General features: G+C 71.8%; 10 protein-coding genes. All 10 read right to left on the minus strand.

From position 1 onward, the window contains the following. Positions 1-16: 16 nt before the first annotated feature. The 10 genes from EUA94_RS10575 to EUA94_RS10620 are packed head-to-tail and all read right to left on the minus strand — an operon-like array spanning position 17 to position 20,867. Positions 17-4,429 carry an FtsK/SpoIIIE domain-containing protein gene (locus tag EUA94_RS10575; protein WP_165356856.1) on the minus strand — a complete coding sequence of 1,471 codons (4,413 nt, stop codon included), beginning with the start codon at positions 4,427-4,429 and terminating at the stop codon, positions 17-19. Then, complete coding sequence (locus tag EUA94_RS10580; RefSeq protein ID WP_129426850.1) at positions 4,426-5,157, minus strand: FHA domain-containing protein; 732 nt, start codon at positions 5,155-5,157, stop codon at positions 4,426-4,428. Before EUA94_RS10580 ends, EUA94_RS10575 begins: the two co-directional genes overlap by 4 nt. Then, the gene (locus EUA94_RS10585; RefSeq protein ID WP_129426851.1) at positions 5,154-6,728 is read right to left on the minus strand and encodes a serine/threonine-protein kinase; all 1,575 of its coding nucleotides are present in this window, start codon (positions 6,726-6,728) and stop codon (positions 5,154-5,156) included. The genes EUA94_RS10580 and EUA94_RS10585 overlap by 4 nt, the downstream gene beginning before the upstream one ends. Further along, the gene (locus tag EUA94_RS10590) at positions 6,725-8,290 is read right to left on the minus strand and encodes an FHA domain-containing protein (protein WP_129426852.1); all 1,566 of its coding nucleotides are present in this window, start codon (positions 8,288-8,290) and stop codon (positions 6,725-6,727) included. Before EUA94_RS10590 ends, EUA94_RS10585 begins: the two co-directional genes overlap by 4 nt. Continuing rightward, the gene (locus tag EUA94_RS10595; RefSeq protein WP_129426943.1) at positions 8,287-9,153 is read right to left on the minus strand and encodes a PP2C family protein-serine/threonine phosphatase; all 867 of its coding nucleotides are present in this window, start codon (positions 9,151-9,153) and stop codon (positions 8,287-8,289) included. The genes EUA94_RS10590 and EUA94_RS10595 overlap by 4 nt, the downstream gene beginning before the upstream one ends. Further along, positions 9,150-10,157 carry an RDD family protein gene (locus EUA94_RS10600; protein ID WP_129426853.1) on the minus strand — a complete coding sequence of 336 codons (1,008 nt, stop codon included), beginning with the start codon at positions 10,155-10,157 and terminating at the stop codon, positions 9,150-9,152. Before EUA94_RS10600 ends, EUA94_RS10595 begins: the two co-directional genes overlap by 4 nt. After that, positions 10,154-12,466 (minus strand): transglutaminase TgpA family protein, encoded by a 2,313-nt coding sequence (locus tag EUA94_RS10605; protein WP_129426854.1) that lies wholly within the window; start codon positions 12,464-12,466, stop codon positions 10,154-10,156. Before EUA94_RS10605 ends, EUA94_RS10600 begins: the two co-directional genes overlap by 4 nt. Further along, positions 12,463-13,773: a DUF58 domain-containing protein gene (locus tag EUA94_RS10610; RefSeq protein WP_129426855.1), complete on the minus strand. Its 1,311-nt coding sequence runs from the start codon at positions 13,771-13,773 to the stop codon at positions 12,463-12,465. The genes EUA94_RS10605 and EUA94_RS10610 overlap by 4 nt, the downstream gene beginning before the upstream one ends. A gap of 22 nt (positions 13,774-13,795) precedes the next feature. Then, positions 13,796-14,770, minus strand: coding sequence for an AAA family ATPase (locus EUA94_RS10615; RefSeq protein WP_129426856.1), 975 nt, complete (start codon positions 14,768-14,770; stop codon positions 13,796-13,798). Positions 14,771-14,798: 28 nt separating this feature from the next. Continuing rightward, positions 14,799-20,867, minus strand: a complete 6,069-nt coding sequence (locus tag EUA94_RS10620) for an Ig-like domain-containing protein (protein WP_129426857.1) — start codon at positions 20,865-20,867, stop codon at positions 14,799-14,801. Positions 20,868-20,930: the final 63 nt, after the last annotated feature.

A 20,930-nucleotide genomic window follows, 5' to 3' on the forward strand; every position in this document is an offset into this window, starting at 1 on the left:
CGGTCGACCCATGGGGCTAGGCGGGGTAAGGGATCTGCACCTGAGTGGCCACGCCTCCGCGCACCCAGTAGCCGCGACCGACGGCGAAGTCGGCCTGCTTGACGTTGGGGAGCGTGGTCTTGGCAAGGCTGTCGCCGTCGTTGGCATCGGGCTGCAGGAGCAGCGCTGCGCGCGCGGCCTTGACGGCCTCGCCGAGGTCGCCGTACGCCGAGCTCCACGACGCGGTCTCCCCCTCCGCGACGACGAGGTGTCCGTTGCGGCGCGCGGACACGACCACGGCCTGGAGGTCGGCCTCGGCAGCGGTGCCGACGAGCTCGGGCATGGCCTCGATGACGACCATGACGGGATGTGTGGCGCCGTCCTGCTCCACGAGGGGCCGCAGGGCGTCGGCCACCTCGGTGACCTCGTCGGTGCCGCACGCCGACCAGTCCCACCCCCCGGCCACTGCCAGCGGGCTACGCCGCGGAGTGAGGAACGCGCGCCGCACCTCGGGTCGCGCCCGTCGTACGGACTCGGCGAGCCAGCGCAGAGCCGTGGTCCGCCCCGATCCGGCCGGGCCGGCCAGGATGAAGACCGAGGCAAGGTCGAGACCGACCGGCTGGAGGGTGTCGTAGGCGACACCCAGCACCGGCCGACCGGCCAGCGACGCGGGCACGGCCGACTCCGGGATGTGGCTGCCCAGCACCTCGATCGGCGCCGGTCGCGACCGGACGATCGTCGCGATCTCGACGGCGAGCTCCTCGATGAGCCGGGCCTGGGCCGCCACCGCCACCTCCGCGCCGAGGATGGCGAGCTGGAGCTCCTGGGGGTTGTCGGGCTGCACACAGCGTCCGGGAGGGCTCTCCGGTCCCAGCACGTCACGCGGCACGTTGAGCGACAGGTAGCTGTCCTCATCGGGCTGCCTCATCACGATGCGCCGCTGGAACGAGGCCTGGATCGCCATCGGGACGGCACCCTCGCGGTCCGCCGACATCGCGATGTGCACGCCGACCGAGCGGCCCTCGGCCAGCAGCCGCTGGAAGTTCATCCACGTCCGCTGGTGTCTCGTGGCGCTCTCGTAGGCCTCCCTCATGGCAGCGAAGCCGTCGATGAGCAGCATGATGCGCGGCTCGTCCTCGTGGCCCGGGAGCTTCCGGTAGCCGGAGAGCGTGTCGGCGTTGGCGGCACCGAACCGCACCGACCGGTCCTCGACCTCGCCCACGAGACGCTCCAGGAGGCGTACGACCCGCTCCTCGTCGTCGCCCGCGACGATCGGCGCGACATGGGGCATCGGCTCGAGCAGCCGCAGCCCACCGCCGGCGAAGTCCAGGCCGTAGACGTGCGCGCCCCCTCCTCGCGGACTGATGGCCGACGCCACGGCGAGGGTGCGCAGGGCCGTGGTCTTGCCGCAGCCGCTGGTGCCGATGAAGAGGATGTTGCCGTCGGAGTCGGGCCGGTAGTACTCGGGCACCTGACGCTGGTGGTCCGGGTCGTCGAGCACGCCGAGCACGAGCTCGGCGTCGGTCCGCTGACGCAGGCGCTCCAGGTTGTACGACGGCGCCAGCGGCTCGAGCCACGGTCGCCTCGGGTCGGGCACGGCGGCCTGCACGCAGGCGTCGCGGACGGTCCGCACCACGCGGGTGATGTCCGTCTCCACGCCGTCGAGGGAGACGGCCGGTTTCGGCGTCGTCCAGGTCCTGCCCCGCCCGAAGTCGAGCTCCTCCACCAGCACCTGCGCGGGAGGGACGACGGCGGGCGTGCGCGCGCTGGGGAACCCCGACTGAAAACGGGACAGGCGACCCGGTCCGGTCTTGGCGGCACCGCGGCCCGGGGTCGAGGGGTCGAAGTGCGCGGCCATGGGGCTGTCGAGCACGTCGGAGGAGTCGACCTCGTCTGCCATCCGCAGGGCCACGCGCAGGTTGGTGTTGGCCCGGAGGCTGTCACTGATCACACCCGTGGGGCGCTGCGTGGCCATGATCAGGTGGAGGCCCAGGCTGCGACCGCGCTGCGCGACGTCGATGACGCCGTCGACGAACTCGGGCACCTCGGTCTTGAGCGCGGCGAACTCGTCGATGACGATGATGAGGCTCGGCGGGCAGTCGGGGTCGCCGGTCTTCTCGAGCTCGATGAGGTCCTTGGCCCGCTTGCTGCGCAGCAGCCGCTCCCGGTGGTGGAGCTCGGCGCGCAGGCTGCGGAGCGCACGACGTACGAGGTGGGGCGACAGGTCGGTCACCAGGCCGACGCAGTGGGGCAGCTCGACGCACTGCGCGAAGGCCGCGCCACCCTTGTAGTCGACGAAGAGGAAGGTCACCCGGTCCGGGCTCAGCGCGTGGGCGAGGCCGAGGACCCAGGCCTGCAGGAACTCGCTCTTGCCCGCGCCCGTCGTGCCTCCCACGAGGGCGTGCGGACCCTGGAGACGCAGGTCGAGCGCGAAGGGCTCGCTCCCGGCGTGCCCCACCAGGGCTCGCAGGCTGACGGGTTGCTCTCGCGGTGCCGGAGGCGCCGATCGGTCGGTGAGCGATCCGTTCTCCCGCCAGCGGTTCACCACGACCGACGGATCGTCGCTGGCCTCCTGACCCAGGAGGCTGACGACCGCCACGGAGCGAGGCAGGTCCGACTCGTCGCTGATCGGGCTGCCCGCGTCGACGACGGGCGTGAGGATCCTGGCGAGGTGACCGGCGTCGCCGCGCGCCATGCTCTCGACGCGCAGCGGGGTGAGCGTCAGGCCGCGGCGCACCATGCCGGCGTGGGGGGAGGCACTGTCGGTCAGGTCCACGAAGGTGCGGCAGCTCGCCGGCAGGTCCTGGCGACGCTCGGCGCACCAGACGACATGGACACCGACGTCGGGCCCCTGCTCCGTGAGCCGGGTCAGGCGGGCCAGGTCGGTCGAGGGTTCGTCGACCACCAGGACCACGGCCGGGACCTGGGCGCGGTGGTCCGACCCCTCGTCGACGACCGGGCCGCGCTCGGGTGACTCCTCGGACCGCTCGCCGAGCCTCGTGGTGACCAGCTCCTCGAGCCGGTCCAGCAGGGCAGAGCCCGTGGCGGGGTCGGCCGCGAGGTGGTTGCCCGTCAGGGGGCTGTGAGGTGAGCTGGTGTGCGGGAGCCACTCGAGCCAGCCCCAGGCATCCCGGGTCCCGGGTGAGGCCAGTGCGGTCAGGACCAGCTCGGACGGCGCATGCAGGATGGCGAGCTGCGCCACGACTCCCGCAGCCACTCCCCGCATCGCCTCGGGACCTCCGCAGACGCCCAGGTTGCCGACGCTCGGCAGGTGGCAGGCGACGGCGGAGTCGTGCATCACGGCGTACTTCGCGGTGAGCTCCTGGCCTCGCGCCACGAGGTCGGGGATGCCGTCCGCGGAGGGCTGGCGATCGTCGAACCCGGCGAAGGGAGTCACGTCCCCGGTGCCCAGCCGGACCGACAGGAACTCCGGGTGCTCCGGTCGACGCGACCAGAGGACGTCGGTCCGCCGGCCGGCCGCCTCCACGCAGCGGCCCAGGGTCGGGTACAGCTCCTCCAGGGCGACGCGATCCCGCTCGTGGCGTGATGCCATCTCCTCGTCGAGTCGCGCCAGCGAGGCGTCGTACGACGCACGCACCGCGGCGAGCTTCTTCCTGCTCTGGCGGCGCTGGTCGAGGTAGGAACCGATCATCAGCAGGGGGCTCAGTGCCACGAACAGAACGGCGATCGCCGAGCGCGTGAAGGCGAAGAGTGCAGCACCCATCACCAGCGGAGCGACGAGCGCGAGGACCGGCAGGTGGGCGGGGTCGGGCTCACTGGGCGCGGACGGCAGCTCGCGTTGGAGGTCCTCGGGACGACGCAGGACCCGCGGGGACCGGGTGAAGGCGATGTCCGTGCTCGCGCTCGTGGGCGAGGCCGACCCGGTCACCGCGATCGTGATCTCGGTGGCTCCGAGCTGGGCGATGTCGCCGTGTCCCAGGACGATGCGCGAGACGCGCATGCCGCCGACCAGGACGCCGTTGGCGGAGTTCTCGTCGAGGATCTCGACCTGCGCCCCGATGTTGAGCCGGGCATGGCGCTTGGACACCATCGTGTCGCTCAGTCGTACGTCGCAGTCGGCCGCCCGACCCACCGTCACGCTTCCGGACGGCAGGCGCACCTGCAGGCCGGCGTCCGGGCCTGCGGTCACGGTCAGGACGGCGGCCGCCGGACGGGAGGCCCCCTCCTGCGCCGCAGACGCGAGCTCGACCCGAGCTCCCGAACGCAGGCCCGAGTCGATCAGCGCCAGGCTCGGATCCAGCACGACATCGGATGCACCGACGGCCGCGCGCAGCGTGAGCACGCCGCCCGGGACGTGCCCGGCGAACTCCTTGGCTCCCGCAAGGGTCTGGGCGAGCGTCCCGGCCGTGGTCGTGCCGTCGGCCGTCACCAGGAGGTTGCGTTCGGGCGACTGCGCGCCCGGCTGGTGCAGGGTCAGCTTGAGCTTCACGATGCGCCTCCCGGCGGGTCGGCAGGGGCAGGAGCCTCGTCCAGCAGGCGCAGGTCGGCGGCGGTGATGAGGAGCGACGAGACGGCGTACTCGACCAGGCGCAGGCGTCGGTTCGACGCGCTCGCGGTCTCGGTGCCGCGGAGTCCCGAGACGCCGGCGCGGCTGAGCTTGTCGCAGACGTTGTCGAGCTTGCGGTTGAAACGGGTCTGGGCCCAGCCGAGCCGCTTGGCCGCCTCCACGGCGGTCGGCACGCTGGATGATCCGCTGCCGACGCGACGCAGGACCGGCTCGGCGAGGGCGAGCACGACCATCAGCTGCGACTCGGTGAAGGTGGTCGGCGCGATCGTGGTGTCCCCCTCGCCGCGTCGCGGGACTGCGGCGGCGGGGCGATAGGTGGCCTGCTCGCACTCGAGCAGCAGCTCGTACGACGTGTTGCCGGCCGCGAAGGTCAGGCTGGTCCGACCGAACACGATCGGCAACCGGGCACCGGGCGCGAGCGTCGTCCGCATCAGGCCCGCCTCGTCGGTCAGGCCGGCCGCGAGCCTGGATCCCTCATTGAGGACCCACCACATGCCGTCGTGGAAGGAGACCACGAGGAAGGTGCGGTGCAGGTAGGGGTTGTCATCGAGGCTCAGGTCGCCCTCGCGGCCGATCGTGAACGTCGAGCGCGGCTCGAGCTCGCTGATCTCCCCGGCGAAGTCGATCGTCAGGGTGTTGTCGCCGCTCATCGGGTGCACTCCGTCGTGCCCACGGAGGCCTGGCCGTTGCTGCGCCGCAGCACGACCTCCACGCAGGTGCGTCCGGGTTGGGCAGGCACGGTGACCGGACCGTCAGCGACCGGGCCGGCGAACGGCCGCTCGCGTGAGGGGTCGGCCACGCGGTAGAGGAACGAGTCGCCGTCCTGGGGGTCGGGGTTCTGCCAGGTGACCTCCACCCGCTGGCCGCGCTGGGCGAGACGCACCCGCTGGGGGGAGGGAATCTCGTCCCCGATGGCGTCGGCGGGCTCGCTGCTCTCCTGGACCTGGGTGTCCTGGGTGGTGCCCGCGGTGTCACCTGCGAGCGCCTGCCAGCCCACGGCGGCGGCCACCAGTGCTGCCACGGCGAGGCCGCCCACGACCAACGCTGCCCGCGAGGCGGGTCGCTCGTCTCCCCCACCGTCCTGCGCCGGAGCGGACTTCCCGGCCGCGGGAGTGATCGTGGCGTCCAGGTGCTGGCCGACCACGGTCGCGTCGGCGACAGGTGCAGGGATCGCCGGACCGGTGAAGTCCGTCCGAGGGCCGGCGGCCCCGGGGCTGACGGGAGGACGGGGCGGAGCAATTGGAGGCTCGAACGCGGGCGGCGGTGCTCCGTCCGGGTCGATCACCTTGAAGGTCGAGATCCGCGTCGAGCCTGCCTCCTCGAGCCCCGTGTCGTCGGCGTACGACAGGTCGGGCGCGTCCTCGCCCACCTCGATCGGCGTCACGGGGAGGTGCAGCGAGGCCTGGATCGCCTGCAGGGCGCGCCCGAGCTCCAGTGCCGACGGGTAGCGCTCGTCGGCCGGCTTGGCCATCGCCGTACGCAGCACCCGCTCGAGCGCCTCGGGCACGTCCTCGCGCCGCAGCGGCGGGACCGGCTCGTTGCGGGCGCGTGCCATGAGGGCCAGGTTCGAGTTGTCCCCACCCGGCACGACCATCGGGCTGCGACCGCCGAGCATCGCCCAGCAGGTGGCGGCCAGGGAGTAGACGTCGCTGCCCGGCCCCATGGGCTGACCCTTGGTGACCTGCTCGGGTGGCGCCCAGGCCGGCGACACCCCGACCCCGACCCCTTGCTGACCGTCCACGGTGGACACCGAGATGCCGAAGTCGGTCAGGGCCGCCCGGCCGAACTCGGTGAAGAGGATGTTGGCGGGCTTGATGTCGCGGTGCAGCACGCCCATCCGGTGGGCGGACTCCACCGCACCGGCGATCTGGATGGTGATCTCCAACGCCTTCGGCACCGGGTACGTCCGGGTCTTGATCCGGTCGTCCAGGGTGTGCGGCTGGCACACCTCCATGACGAGGTACGAGCGGCCGTCCGGTGCCGCACCGGCGTGGTAGATGCTGACGATCGAGGGGTGGTTGGACAGTCGGGCCATCTGCTTGGCCTCGGCCTCGAAGGCCTGCTGGGAGTTGTGCGACAGGTCGGCCGTCAGGACCTTGACGGCGACCGTGCGCCCGAGCTGCTCGTAGCGGTAGACGTCGGCGAACCCGCCCACCCCTAGGGGCTCGATGAAGCTCAGCCCCGGGATCTCGGGTGGTGCTGCCGCGGTCCGCCGGCTCACGGCAGGGCCTCGAACCGGAGGTCCACGCCATGCCCGAGCTGGACGACGTCATCGGACTGCAGAAGCTGGGCCGTCTCGGAGATGCGGACCGTCGGTTGTCCCGGGCGCTGCAGGAACGTGCCATTCGTCGAGCCGAGGTCTGCCACCATCACGCTCCAGCCCTCCAACCGGATCTCGAGGTGGGTCCCTGACACGTGGCTGTGCGGAAGCGGGAGCAGGCGGGGCATCACGGTGCCCTGGATGCGGGAGGCGCGCGGATTGCGTCCCGCCAGGACGTTCTGCACGAGCTCGATCGACTCCCCGGCCGAGGTGTGCATCCACCCGAGGCCGGGCCGCGCGAAGCGGACACTGTCACCCGCGAGCCACTGTCCGCAGACGCGGCACTCCGTCCGGTGCGTGGGGTTGCCGTGGCCGGCCGGGCACAGGACGCCGAGCACGGAGTCGTTGTCCGGGGCGGGTGGGGTGTCCGAGAGGTACGCGTCGAGCTCGGTGCTGTCGGGCGCCTCGAACATCGTGTGCCCGTCGTGGTGCTCGGGACCGTCGGCGTCGGTCAGCACCGGCGCGGGTGCAGGCGGAGGCGGCGGGACGTACGCCGACCTGCTGGGCACCCCGGAGATGAAGCTCGGCGGGGTGGGCGCGGGAGCCGGCTCCACCGGTCGCGGCGCTGGCACGGCGTCCGCAGCGGCGGAGTGGTCGGGGACCGCGGCGGCCGGGCCCGGAGCGACCGGCGGAGTCGCCGCGTCGGGCGCGTCGGACAGCGATGGACCGACGGCGTCCGCGTCGGCATCCGCATCAGGCGGGCGGACCGCCGCCTCCTCGACGTCGTGCATCACCGTGTGGGGCGACAGCAGCGAGGCGAAGCGGCGGGGAGCGGCCTCCGGTGCTGGCGCCGGCTCCGCCTCGACCTCCGGCTCGGGCTCCGGCTCGGGATCCGGTTCCTCGACCGCGGCGGGTGTCGGCGCGAGCTCCTCGCCGGGCTCCGGCTCGATCCAGGTCTCGTGCGCACCGCTCACCCTGCGCCCCGGCGTGGGCACCGGCGCCACGTCGTCCTCGGGTGCCGCATCGGGCGCCGCGTTCTCGGGCGCCGAGTCCTCGGCCTCGGCGCGCTCGACCAGGCGCTGCCGAACCCCCGCGGCCGGCAGCACTCCGCCGAGGACCGGCAGCCACGTGCCGTCGAGGTCGTCGTCACCGAGGCGGATCTCGGCGACGGCGGCCTGGTCGAAGTTGCGTTCGGCCCAGACCGACGCCTCACCGCCGCGTACGACGTGCTCGGTGTCGTCCAGGTCGATGACGTAGGCGTTGAAGGTCCCCCGGGCTGCCACGTGCAGTCCCCGGTCGTCGACGACCGACATGGCGAAGCTCGGCAGCGAGCCGAGCCCGCGGCCGGTCACGTCGCGCAGCGTGTCGAGGAGCCCGCCGAGGCCGTCCACCTCAGCCGGCGCGTCCAGCGCCTGCCAGACCCGGAGCACCTGCTCGCGCGTGACGTCCTCCGCCAGGAGCACGACGACGCCGTCCCGGACGATCGTGTGGTGCGCGCCGGGTACCCACTCGACACTGGTCACAACGCACCATCCGCTCCGGCCAGCGCGGCGTCGGGCAGCGTGCCGCCGCTCTCGTCCGTGACGATCTGCAGGTCCGGGTGCGTGTCATCGGACCGACTGTCGACCGCAGTGCTCTCGAGCTCGACCACGTCGACGACCACGGCCGTGACGTTGTCCCGACCCCCCGCGGTGACTGCCTCGCGGACCAAGGCCTCCGCGGCGACGCGCGGGTCGGCGATGTCGAGGAGGAGGGCAGCGATCAGCTGCTCGCTCAGCTCGCCGGTCAGGCCGTCCGAGCAGATGAGGAGGCGGTCGTCCGGTCCCGCGACGAGGAGGGAGAGATCGAGGTGCGGTGGCCCGACGGACCCGGCCCCGATGGCTCGGGTGATGACGTTGCGCTGCGCGTGGGTCCTGGCCTCGTCGGCACTGATCCGGCCGGCGTCGACGAGCTCCTGCACGCGGGTGTGGTCGACCGTGACGAGCTCGATCCTGCCGTTCTGGAGGCGGTAGGTGCGCGAGTCGCCCACGTTGAAGACCAGCCAGCAGGGCATGCCGTCCTGCTCGGCGAGGGCCACGCCACTCAGCGTCGACCCCGGAGCCGGTGCGGCGCCGGCCGCCAGTGCGGTCACGCGGAGTGCCGCCCGCTCGACCGCGCCGTGGATCTCGACGGCCGTGGCCCACGGCCCCGGTGGGAGTGCTGCGAGCTCCTCGGCGACGATGGCCGAGGCCTCGGCGCCGCCGGCGTGGCCACCCATCCCGTCGGCAACGGCGAAGACGACGCTCGACACGACGAAGGCGTCCTCATTGCGCTCGCGGACCGCGCCCGCGTCCGTGGCCGCGCCGGCTCGCACCTGGAGCACCGGTCCGGACTCGTGGTCGGTCATCGCGCCGTCACCGTGACCGTGCGCTGACCCAGCCTGATCGTGGCTCCGGGCGACAGCGACAACCTGCTCATCGCCTCGAGGCGCACCGGTCCGCGACCGTCCTGGTCGACCCACGACCCGTTCGTGGAGTTGAGGTCCATCACCCACGGGGCACCGTGGTCGATCCCCAGCGCCAAGTGGTTGGCCGACACGCCCTGGTCGACAACCACGACCAGCTCGGCGGTGCCCAGGCTCGCGCTCTGCCGGGGTGCGCGCCCGAGGATGATCGGGCCCGACAGGGCCACGGTCTGCCCCGTGTCGAGGACGACGACGGGCTGCGGGGCACGCGGCGCAACGACCGCCTGCGGTGTGACGACCTCGGCCGGCGCCGCGGGACGCGGCTCGACCACGCCCGCCTCGCGACGTACGGCAGGTGTTGCACTCCCGACCTGCGAGCCACCGCCCTGGAATGGCACCGACTGGATCATCGCGCCCGCACCCGACTCCTCGGCCACGCCCAGCCCCATCTGCGTGAGCTGCGACTCGTCGGCCCGCCATCCCGCGGGCGGGGCGGCGACCTGCGTGCCGGCCGAGCCGTCGGCGTCGGCCGCCTGCGGGTCGACCAGCGTGACGCCGACCAGGCGGTCGAACCACGAACGGTTGGGTGCCTGGATGCTCAGCGGCGTGATGAGGATGGCCAGCCCGAACGTGAGGGACTGCACGCCGTACTTGAGGAACGTCCGCCCCCCGGCCCGCCGGCCGGTCTCGTGGTCGACGTGGTGCAGGCCCAGCATCAGCTGTCCCGGCAGTGCCGCCCTCGCGAGGGTCGACCAGAGGGAGAACACGCTGTAGAGGCCGAGGAGCACCAGCACCAGGGTCAGCTCGCCGCTGCCGCCACCCAGGATCGCCGCGAGCGCGAAGCCGTAGAAGGCGACCACGAGCACGCCCGAGATCACGCTGTCGATCAGTCGGGCCGCGACGCGGCGCCCCATGGTGGCGGGGCTTCCGCTCGGGTAGAGGCTCATGGTGTGTTCCTGACGCGTCGGTGACGGGCTAGCGACTTCAGCGAGAAGGCCGCGCGGACGCGGCGGACAGGGTGCACCGAGCGGGTCATGCCGGTGCGGAGCTCGTCGACCTGGCGCCACATCTCGTCCACGTCACCCGCGCTCGGCTCGCCCTGCCCGAAGACGTGGGCGTCCATCCGCTCGGCCACCGCCACGGGGCCGGCGGCGGCGAACGACTCGGCGAGGTCGCGGGCGGACTCCTGCCGGGTGGCCCGCGTGGGTGTCGTGACACCGAGGTCCCGCGCGGTGTCGACGACCTCGTCCCACCCGCCCGAGATGCGGTCGGCGGTCCGACCGGTGTGGCGTCGCCGGAGACGTCGGCGCTTCTTGAGCAGCGCGATCGCGACGAAGGGGAGGGCGAGCAGCGTGCCGCCGCCGATGACGTAGCCGGCGATCTTGACGCCCTCGGGGATCGTGGGGTCCTTCTCGTCCTTCTTCGTGGTGGAGCTGTCGTCCGTGCGGTCGTCCGGCGGGTCGACCGGCTCCTCCGGCGGCACCGGCGGGGGAAGCACCTGTGGCTGGGGCACCTCGTCGGGCTTGGGGACCTTCGTGTCCGGGGTCTTGTCCCGGTCCGGGGTCGGGTCGAAGACGACCCACCCCGCGTCCTCGAAGGGCACCTCGACCCAGACGTGGGCGTCGTTGCCGGTCAGCGCGACGGGTGACGAGCCACCGGCCTCCTCCGGGTAGAAGCCGAGGACGACGCGCGCGGGATAGCCCAGCTGTCGCACCATCAGCGCCATCGACGTCGCGTACTGCTCGTCGTCACCGATCATCCGGGCACCGCTGAAGAGCTTGGTCAGGCGCCCGTCGAAGTGTCCTGCGGCGGAGATCTTGCCGTCGTTGGAGTAGAAACCGGTCTCCTGGAACCTCGACTCCAGCAGTCGGAGCTGGTCGATCTGGCTCTCGCCCGGCTCGACGAAGTCCGAGGTGATGCCCGCGATGGCGTCAGGGACCTCGACCGGTACGTCACCCACTTCCGTGGCGATCGAGTCCTCCGCCAGCTCGTCGTCGCTGGGCACCGCGTCGGGCACCAGCGTGACGTCGTACGTCTCCCCGCCCCGCAGGCCGGCCGTGCTGAGCAGGGTGCCCGAGTCGGCGTTGTAGTAGAGGCTGGCGGCGAGGTTGGCGGCGCGCGATCCGGAGAACTCCACGGAGCCGACGTCGCCCCCTCCGGGGATCCAGTAGCCCTTGTAGTCGCCGATCTCGACACCGACCGTGCGGGCGCCGGCCGGAGCCTCGACGCCGATCCGGTCACCGACCCGTCGGAACTGCGCAGAGGCCGCGTCGACGCTGTAGACGTGACCGTCGTAGCCGTCCATCGTTGCGACGCGGAGTCGCGAACCCTCGGGAAGCCCGGTCACCGTGAAGAGGGTCTTCTCCTTCAGGTTCCGCTCGTAGTAGCGGTAGCTGGTCAGTGGGCTGGCGTAGGTACGCAGGTCCAGTGGAGGCACGACGTCGTCCCGCAGCACGTAGCGGTCAGCGGCGGAGACCATGCCGCCCCCCAGCACGACGGACGCACCGCCCGCCACGGCCAGGATGACCGCTGCGGCCATCAGGCGCTGACGCTGGGCCCCGGTGTTCGTACGACGACTCGTCAGCAGGTGCGCGTTGTCGCGGTGCTGCTGCAACGCCGTACGCCAACCCGCCCACGCCAGGGCGACGACACAGAAGACGGCGCCCTGGGCAGCGGCCGAGGGAGCCGACTTGGTGCCCCACAGGATGCCGACCAGCAGGAGCGCGAGTGCCGGTGCGAGCGCCCACAGGTGCCGGCGAGCCCGGAGCGCCAGGGTGAGGGCGACCACGGCGCAGACGAGCCCGGACAGGTAGGGCACCACGGCAGGTCCGGTGAACGACGAGGCCGGCACGCTGACCGTCAAGAGGTCGCGCCAGGCCTGGTAGGTCAGCACCAGGAGCCGGTTGACGGTCTCGGGCGTCGGCACCACTCCGCCGATCGTGGTGCTCGGCAGCGCCAACGGGCCACCGAAGACCACGAACGCGGCGAGGGTGGCGGCCGCCACGCCGAAGACCGACCAGCGGCGCCAGGCACCGAGCACGGCCAGGAGGCTGCCGACCAGCACGCCACCGCCAGCTGCGACGTAGCCCGACACGTCAGCGAACACGGGGCCGAACGCCAGGACACCCGTCCCCAGGAGGACGAGCATCGCGATGACGTCGACCAGCTCGACCCCCGGCACTCTGCGGCCGCGCTGGCCGAGCGTGACCTGCGTGGTGCCCGGTTCGGTGAGCGAGGGTCGGGTGAAGGGATTCATCGCATCGTCCTCACGGCGCGCGGCAGGTCGTCGAGATCGGACAGGTCGAGCACGGTGAGCCGCCCGATCTTCCGGCGCGCGACCGTCTGGTCGCCGGCACACCGCACAGCGAAGGTGAAGGCGTCGAGTGGTGCTGCACGGTCGGCTGCTCGCAGGGCGGCGGCATCTGCGCCGTCCCCGGTCACCAGGGCGACGATCGAGGCGCTCGGGACCAGGGCGACCCCGTTCTCGGCAAGGCTCGGGACGGCCGCGGAGCCGGGGACCAGCTCGACGCGGGACAGCTCGTCGAGGAGCCCGCGGCCACTGGGAAAGCGGAGGTGCCCGGCCTGGGTCACGACCGACAGGTCGCGGTCCTCGCGGAGGCACTGCAGGCCGAGTGACGCGACGCTCGAGACGGCCATCTCGAAGTCGTCGGAGGTGGAGTAGTCCTCGGGGCGGAGCGACAGGAGGAGCAGCAGGTGCGACCTCCGCGTCTCCTCGAACACGCGCACCATGAACTTGCCGGTGCGTGCCGTGGTCTTCCAGTGGATCGCGCGCCGGTCGTCGCCGGGCACGTAGTCGCGCAGCGCGTGGAACGACACGTCCGAGCTCGACAGGTCCTGCGTCGTCACGCCCTCGACGTCCTTGAGGAAGCCGGCGTGGCCCGAGTCGATGACCAGGGTGCGGGGGTGGACGAAGAGCTCGACCTGCTCGGTCCAGCGCTGGGCACGGCGGAGCAGGTGGAGGGGGTCCGCGCGGACCGACACGACCGGTCCGACGGGGATCACGCCGCGACGCCTGGTCGGGACGGCGAAGAGCTCTTCATGCTCGTCGTGGCGACCGAGGGCGGGCAGGTCGAAGGACGCCACGGCACGCGCCACCGGGAGCTCGATGCTGGTCGGCAGCAGCGACCTCGAGCCACGGTTGCGGATCAGCAGGCGCCCGAGTGCGTCGTCACCGACCTGGACCCGCTCGGAGTCGAGCGCGATGTCGACGTCGTACGCCGTCTTGCCCATCACCCAGGCCAGCGCGGCCAGCAGGGCGACGCCGAGTGCCGTGGCCACCGCGGTGAGCTCGGACCACGACCGGTCGAGGCCGACCACCACTGCGAGGGCGAGGCTCAGCAGGGCGATCCACCCCAGCGGGGTGACGAACCCGCCCAGCCCGGCGGCGCGCTGGCGCCACGACGCGGTCCGGTTCCACACGTCGTCGGTGACGCGACGCGTGCCGGTCACCGCACGCGACCGACCGAGCCCGGTCACCCAGCCCGAGACGTCCGCGCGCGGCAGCCGCCTCCGCCCCGCAACCGCCGGGGTCGCCGAGCTCATGCCCGCGCTCCTGAGTCCTGCATCAGACGCCGGCTCCGCGCAGCATGGGAGCCTCGACCCGCTCGAGGACCCGTCCGACCACGGCCGCAGCGGAGGCACCGGCGAACTCGGCCTCCGGTGACATCACGATCCGGTGGCCCCACACCGGGAGCGCGAGCTCCTTGATGTCGTCGGGCAACACGTAGTTGCGCCCGCGGGCGGCCGCCCAGACGCGGGCGACGCGCACCATGGCGATCGAGCCACGCGTCGAGACCCCGAGCGTCGTGTCCGAGTCGTCGCGGGTGCCCTCGGTGAGCCGCTGGACGTAGTCGAGCACCGCGTCGTCGACGTGGTTCACCTTCACCAGGTCGGCCATCTCGGCGACGGCCTGGGTCGAGATCATGGGCTGCAGGGTCCGCGTACGGTCGGGTGCCGCCGACCCCGCCAGGACCTGCACGGCCGCCGCCCGGTCGGGGTAGCCGACGGACGTCTTCATCAGGAAGCGGTCGAGCTGTGCCTCGGGCAGCCGGTAGGTGCCCGCCTGCTCGATCGGGTTCTGCGTCGCGATGACCATGAAGGGACGACCCGCGTCGTACGACGTGCCGTCGACGGTGACGTGACCCTCCTCCATGACCTCCAGCAGCGCCGACTGGGTCTTGGGCGAGGCACGGTTGATCTCGTCGGCCAGCACGATCGCGGCGAAGATGGGGCCCTTGTGGAACTCCCACCGCGACGACGCCTGGTCGTAGATCGTCGTGCCGGTGATGTCGGAGGGCAGCAGGTCCGGGGTGAACTGGATCCGGCTGTGGCTCCCCTGCACGGTCGCCGCGATGGCCCGCGCCATCGCGGTCTTGCCCGTGCCCGGCGCGTCCTCGAGCAGCAGGTGCCCCTCGGCGAGCATGCAGGTCAGGGCCAGCCGGATGACCGGGGCCTTGCCCAGCAGGGCCTGGCCGACGTTGTCGGTCAGCTTGCCGAACGAGTCCGCGAACCACGCGGCGTCGTCAGTGGTGATGGTCATCTAGTCGTTCCTTCGCTTTGAATCGTTGCTAACGGCAGTCGAATTCACCGGTGTCCATCCCGTCCGAGAACGTGGCGCCCGGCGTGTCAAAAAGACGGCCGTTGGGTCCGTTGTTGACCCAACCGGAGTTCCCTGCGCCATCCACGACGATGTCCGCGTACCAGCCGACGACACCGACTCCGGCAGCCGAACAGCGAATCGATGTGCCCCCAGCGGCAAACGACTCGAGCCTGATCCAGACGCACCTTCGATCGCCGGCTCCGCCTGGGCAGGCACCCTCGTGCTTGATGTAGTAGTGCCTCAAGCCCCACGTGGACGCGCTGGCGACGTTCGACCAGTCGCTCCAGCCGCCTTCTGCGGCGTACGCCCGAGCCTGGATCGACTTGGTCTGATTGCGCCCGTTCCCTTGGAGGATGGGCCCAGTATTCGGCTGTCCGCCTTGATCGCCGCCGTCCGTCGTCCGAATCTCGACATTCGTGATGACGCGGCCGTTGTACGACCCATTGGCGTTCCAGTTGAGCGTGACGTTGTCGACGTTGCCACTGGCGGAGACCGTCGGTGCGAACGGCTTGCCGAAGGTGTTCGCCGTTGCACTCCGAGGATCACCCTTGGCCGGTTCACCCCTGACCGAGCTCGTCGCCCAGACCTGGATAGTCACGGTGGTGCCGTTCTTGAAGCCGGGAACAGCATCCCCGGACCTCAGCGTCCCCGTGCGCGACGGCGTGCTGTAGCTGTAGGTGATCTCGCTCGGCGTTGCGCCGTTGCCCGCTGCCGCACCGAAGGTGACCTTGGCAGTGTCGTCGTCTCCTGTCGGCACTGCGGTCAGTCCCGTGACCGGCCCTGGCTTCTGGAAGAACCGCTGCGGCGCGGAGGCCGGCGATGCCGCCCCCTGCCCGGCCTTGTTGGTGGCCCGGACCGTGAAGGTGACGTCGGTGGTCGAGGCGTCCATCAGGACTTCCTGCGATGTGCCGGTGACGTTCCAGGTCCGCCCGTTGCTCGACGCGAGGGTGTAGACGAGGTTGTCGTCACCGTTGCCGTTGGGGGCGACCCACTTCACCGTGGCGGAGGGCTGGGTCGCGTCGGCCGCGCGCTTCTGCACGGTCGGAGCAGCCGCCGCGAACGGCACGCCCGCCGGGATGATCGGCGACGACGACGGCGACGGGTCGCTCGGCTCCGGATGCTCGTTGAACGCCACCACCTGGAACGTGTACGCCGTGCCGTTGACGAGGTTGTCGACGGTCGCGCTGGTGCCGGTGATGCCGTCCACCTGGGTCGCGCCGGCGGCGCTCCCCGGGCTCATCAGGATGCTGTAGGCCGTCACCGCGCTGAAGTCGCCAGTGGGCTGCGTCCACTGCAGCTTGACCGAGGCGTCGCCGAACTCACCGGAGACGCTGCTCGGCGGGTCTGGGCGCTGGTCGGGCTTGACCGGGTTGGAGGCGGCCGACTTGTCGGACGTCCCGATCGCGTTGGTCGCGGTGACGGTGAATGTGTACTCCACCGCGTTCTTGAGGTTGGGGACCGTGCACGACGTCGACTGCCCGCAGTCGAAGGTCCCGGTGGCCCACCGTGCGGTGTAGCCGGTGATGGGCGAGCCATTGGCGGAGGGCGCCACCCACGTCAGGCTCGCGGTGTTGGACTCGATCGCGTCGGCCTTGAGGCCGGTCGGCGCATCGGGCCTGTCCTGGACGGTCACCCGGATGAGCCCGTCGACCTCCCGGGACGGGTCCTTGGTCGCGTCCCCGACCGAGACCCGGACCGTCATCTGGCCATCGGTGCCCTGGTCCGGGGTGATCGTGACGTTCGTGCCGGACAGCGACACCTTGCCGGTGGCCTCGCCGCCCGCGGGGTCCGCGCTCAGCACCGTGATGGGTTCGCCCTCGGCCGCGAAGGGGTTGGTGACGTAGTCGGCGACGTCGACCACCTCGGCCACACCGGCCTCGGCGTCGTTGATGTCCATCGCGCGGATCTGGAGGAGCGGCCGGGTGGACGACACGACCGTGATCGGCACCTTTGCGGTGACGGGGTCTGTCGAGCCGTCCGTCACGGAGACTGCGGCGAGCAGCGACGTGCCGGCGGGGGTGTCGGACGTGGCCTCGGCGCGCAGCGTCGAGCCCGAGAGGGAGACCTTCACCCGAGCGGTGTCGCCCTCGACACCGCCGAGCGTGAACCTCAGCTTGTCGAGGTCGCCCGGGTCGGGGTCGGTCGTCATTGCCCTCAGGTCTGCCTCGACGGCATCCTCACCCGGCGCCACCTGCAGGCCGGTCGGCGTGAAGGTCGGCGGCGTGCGGACCTTCTCGGGGTCCGGCTCGTCGTCGTCAGTGGCCACCTTGCCCGGCAGGACCTCGACCGGGATCGAGAGGGTCGCCACGAGGCCCGACGCGTCGTCGGCGTCCGTGCCGTCGGTGACCTCGAAGGTGATCGCCGAGGGACCGGAGAAGCTCGGGTCGGCAGTGAACGACACGGCTCGCTGGCTGACGGCCTCGGCCACCCCACCCGGGCCGGCCTGCACAGTGTTTCCGAAGGTCAGGCTCGGACTGCGACCCGTGCGTACGACGACGTGGTCGGAGAGCTCGACCTCGACGGTCTTGCCCGCGACGACCTTCACCACCGGTGCACCGGGGTCGATGACGGGTCGCAGGTCGGCTGTCCCGGGCACGGAGACGACGGCGCGCGAGGTGAGCCCGTCGATGTCCGTGACGGTGTAGAGGACGACCCGGCGGGTCTTGTCCAGGGCGATGTCGAGCTTGCCGCCGGCGACGGTGACGCCGCGCTCTCCCGAGCTGACCTCCAGATCCTCCGAGACGCCATCGGGGTCGGAGTCGTTGGCCAGCACGTCGACGCTCGCCGTGTTCTGCCCGAGCGTCTCCGCTGCCGTCACGACGTCGTCGCGAGCGACCGGCGCCCGCAGGGGCGCCTTGTCCCGCACCTGCACGGTCAGGACGCCATCGACTGACTGGCCCCCGGGCGCGTCGGTGACCTGGTAGTAGTAGTTGAGGTCGCCGCTCGTGGCCGGCGTGGTGAGCAGCACCTGGGCGCCCTCGGTCGTCGCCTTGGTCTTTGTCGTGCGGTCCGCCGGCGTGACGGAGTCCGGGATGAGGAGAGGGCTGTCGCCATCGGGATCGGTATCGTTGGCCGTGACCGGCACGGCGAGCTTGCGGCCCGGCCGGACCTTGACCACGTCGGCCACGGCCGTCGGGAGCTGGTTGGTGGCCGAGGGAGGAGCGATGCCCACCCGGACGCTGCCGCTGGCCTGCGCACCACCCGCGTCCTCCACGAGGTAGCGGAACTTGTCGGTGCCCGACGACGAGGTCGGAGCGACGTACTTCAGGGAACCGCCGACGACGGACACCACTCCCTTGGTGGGCGCCGGGCGCGAGACCCCCAGCAGCGTCACCGAGTCGCCCTCGGGGTCCACGCCGTCCGTCGGCACGGGGATGGTCACGGTGCCACCGGCCAGCACCCGCGCCACCAGCGGACGCGGGGTGGGAGGCGTGTTGGGCGCGTCCCGGGGCACCACCGTCACCACGACGGTGCCCGAGGTGTAGTTGTCGGCCGAGTCGAAGACCGTGTAGGTCAGCCGGACCCGTCCGGGCTCGTCACCGGCCTTGAACCTGACGTCCCGCCCGGCGACGAAGGCGTTGCCCGCGAAGTCCTTGGGCAGCAGCTGCAGCTTCGGTGCAATCCGCAGCTCGAGGTTCGCCGGTGACCTGTCGTTGGCGAGGGCCGGGACCGTGACGATGTCGCCGGCGCGCACGGTGGCCGCGTCGTCCTCGACGATCGGCGCCTTGTCCGAGCCAGGGTCCGGGATGCTCACCACGGTCACCTGCGCGGAGGCGGACGCCGCCCCGTTGGAGATGGTGTAGGTGAACGCGACCGGTGCCCGGAGCGAGCCCACGGCGCGGACCCGTACGAACTCGTGGTTGACGATGTCGAGCTGGAGCCGGGCCTCGGGCGGGGCCGACACCGACTGCACGACCAGCACTCCGCCCGCAGGGTCGTAGTCGTTCGCGAGCACCGGGACGAGCACCGACTGCCCCGCCGGGAGGAGGGCGAGGTCGTTGTCGGCCACCGGCGGCTCGCTGCTCGCGGTGCCGTCGACGACGTCGACCCGCACGATGTTCTTGGCCGTGGCCGGACCGTCCGAGACGGTGTACTCCACGTAGACGGTGCCGGCCTTCGATGCGGTGAAGCTGAAGGTGCCCGCGACCGCGTCCAGCAGCACCTTCGCGCCGCCACCGGGGCTCGGCACCTGGGCCAGGCGGAGCTCGTCGCCGTTGGCGTCGGTGTCGTTGTCCAGGGGACGGACCGTCGTCTCCTCGTCCACCACCGCGAGGACGTGGTCGGCGTTGGCGGTCGGAACGACGTTGTCGGGGCTGCGCAGGTCGATGTCGAGGGTGCCGGTGGTCGTCTCCCGGCCGTCCGAGACGCGTACATCGATCTGGTGGAGGCCAGGCTTGGCCCGGCCCAGGTCGGTGATCGTGACGGTGCCGTCCTCACGGCTCTGCGCGAGGATGTCGTCCGACCCCTCGACCGACTCGAGGTAGACGGGGTCGCCGTCCGGGTCGATCCAGTCCTGCAGCAGGTTGTACTTCACCTCGGCGCCCCCGGCGACGACCACGACCGACGCCCGGTCCTTCGGCTGCGGCGCCCCGTTCACCGACCACGGGTGCACCTCGACCTGGACCCGAGCCGTGCCGGGCTTGCCGCGGCCGTCGTTCGCCGCGTACTCGAACGTGTCCGCACCGACCGCTCCCGGTCCGGCGACGATCTGCAACGCCTCGCCACCTCGCACCGGCAGCACGGTGCCGATCCGCGGCTCCCCCTCCGCCGAGGCGGTGAGCACGTCGCCGTCCTGGTCGGTGTCGTTGTCGAGCACCGGCAGGGTCGTCGACCGGCCCGGACGTACGCCGTAGGAGTCCGGGTTCGCCTTGGGCGGGTGGTTCTGCTCGGACCGGGTCGCGTTGTACTGGAGGTCCTGCTCCTCGGTCTCCTCCTTCTTCTTCTTCTCGTCCTCCACCTGGCCGAGCAGGTCGTCCCAGTTGGCGACGAGCTGCATGTTGTCCTGGACGAGGAAGGAGTCGCCGTTGTCGGTGCTGTTGAGCACCACCACGTCGCGGTTGACCCGGAACACCGGCGCATTCGTACGACGGAGCCGCTCGACGTCGTCGACCTTGTCGTCCGAGCTGTCGTCGCACACCCGCTGGGAGTGACCGCTGCCGCCCCACGCGGCATAGGTGCAGGTCCCGGAGCGTACGGGCGGCGCGGGCGTGCCCGGCTCGGTCGCTCCGCCCGGGGCCACCTCGACGTCGCCACCCGACAGCGGCGCGAGGAGCAGCGAGTCCGGAGAGGCCAGCGCCACCGTCTCGCTCGGGTCCCCCGGTGGCTGGAGCACGAGCTCGCCGGCTCCGTCGACGGACACGGTCTCCTCGAGCGTCCGCACCTCACCGGCGGCCCGGTCCAGCAGCACGGGAGTCGCACCCACCGCGGTCAGCTCGTACTCACCCGGGCTGAGCGTGTCGAACGTCCCGAGCTTCGTCGTCGTCCATCCAGACGATCCGGGCGCGACCGACCGCAACGAGCCGGAGTCGCCGACGACGTAGATCGTGCCGTCCCTGCCGACGGCTGCTCGTGCTCCGACCGCCTTGGTCAGCGTCGGCTCCTGCTCCTCGCTGAAGCCCTCCACCTCGTCAGCGGCCAGTGCCCACACGGCTCCGCTGACGGGATCCGAGATCGCGACGCTCAGGCCGCCCTGCTGGACGTCGAAGCCGGGCGGGATCACGGCCGCCGACCCGAGCGCGGGAGCAGCCGAGTCGACCGCGGTCAACGTGCCGCTTCCGGTGTCGTTCAGCGTGACCGTGTTGGCTTCCTGCAGGACGTCGAACTGCGGCGAGGTCGCCGTCACGTTCGCGTCGAGGGTCATCGAGGGCACGCTGAGGTGACCGATGGTGCGCTTCTCGAGGTTGGTGACCCACACCCCGCCGTCGTGCAGCTCCAGGTCGGAGGTGGGCACGCCGTCGTAGATCGTCGCCATCAGACCGACCCCGAGCGTCAGGCACGCCAGCACCGCCTGACCCCGGTTGTGTCCGAGAAGTCGCATCTCCACCCCGTCGCGCTGTGAGCCGCTCGTCCCCATGCACGAGCCGTGGAGAGGATCGCCCGC

The sequence above is a fragment of the Nocardioides zhouii genome (assembly GCF_004137345.1).
Taxonomy (GTDB): domain Bacteria; phylum Actinomycetota; class Actinomycetes; order Propionibacteriales; family Nocardioidaceae; genus Nocardioides; species Nocardioides zhouii.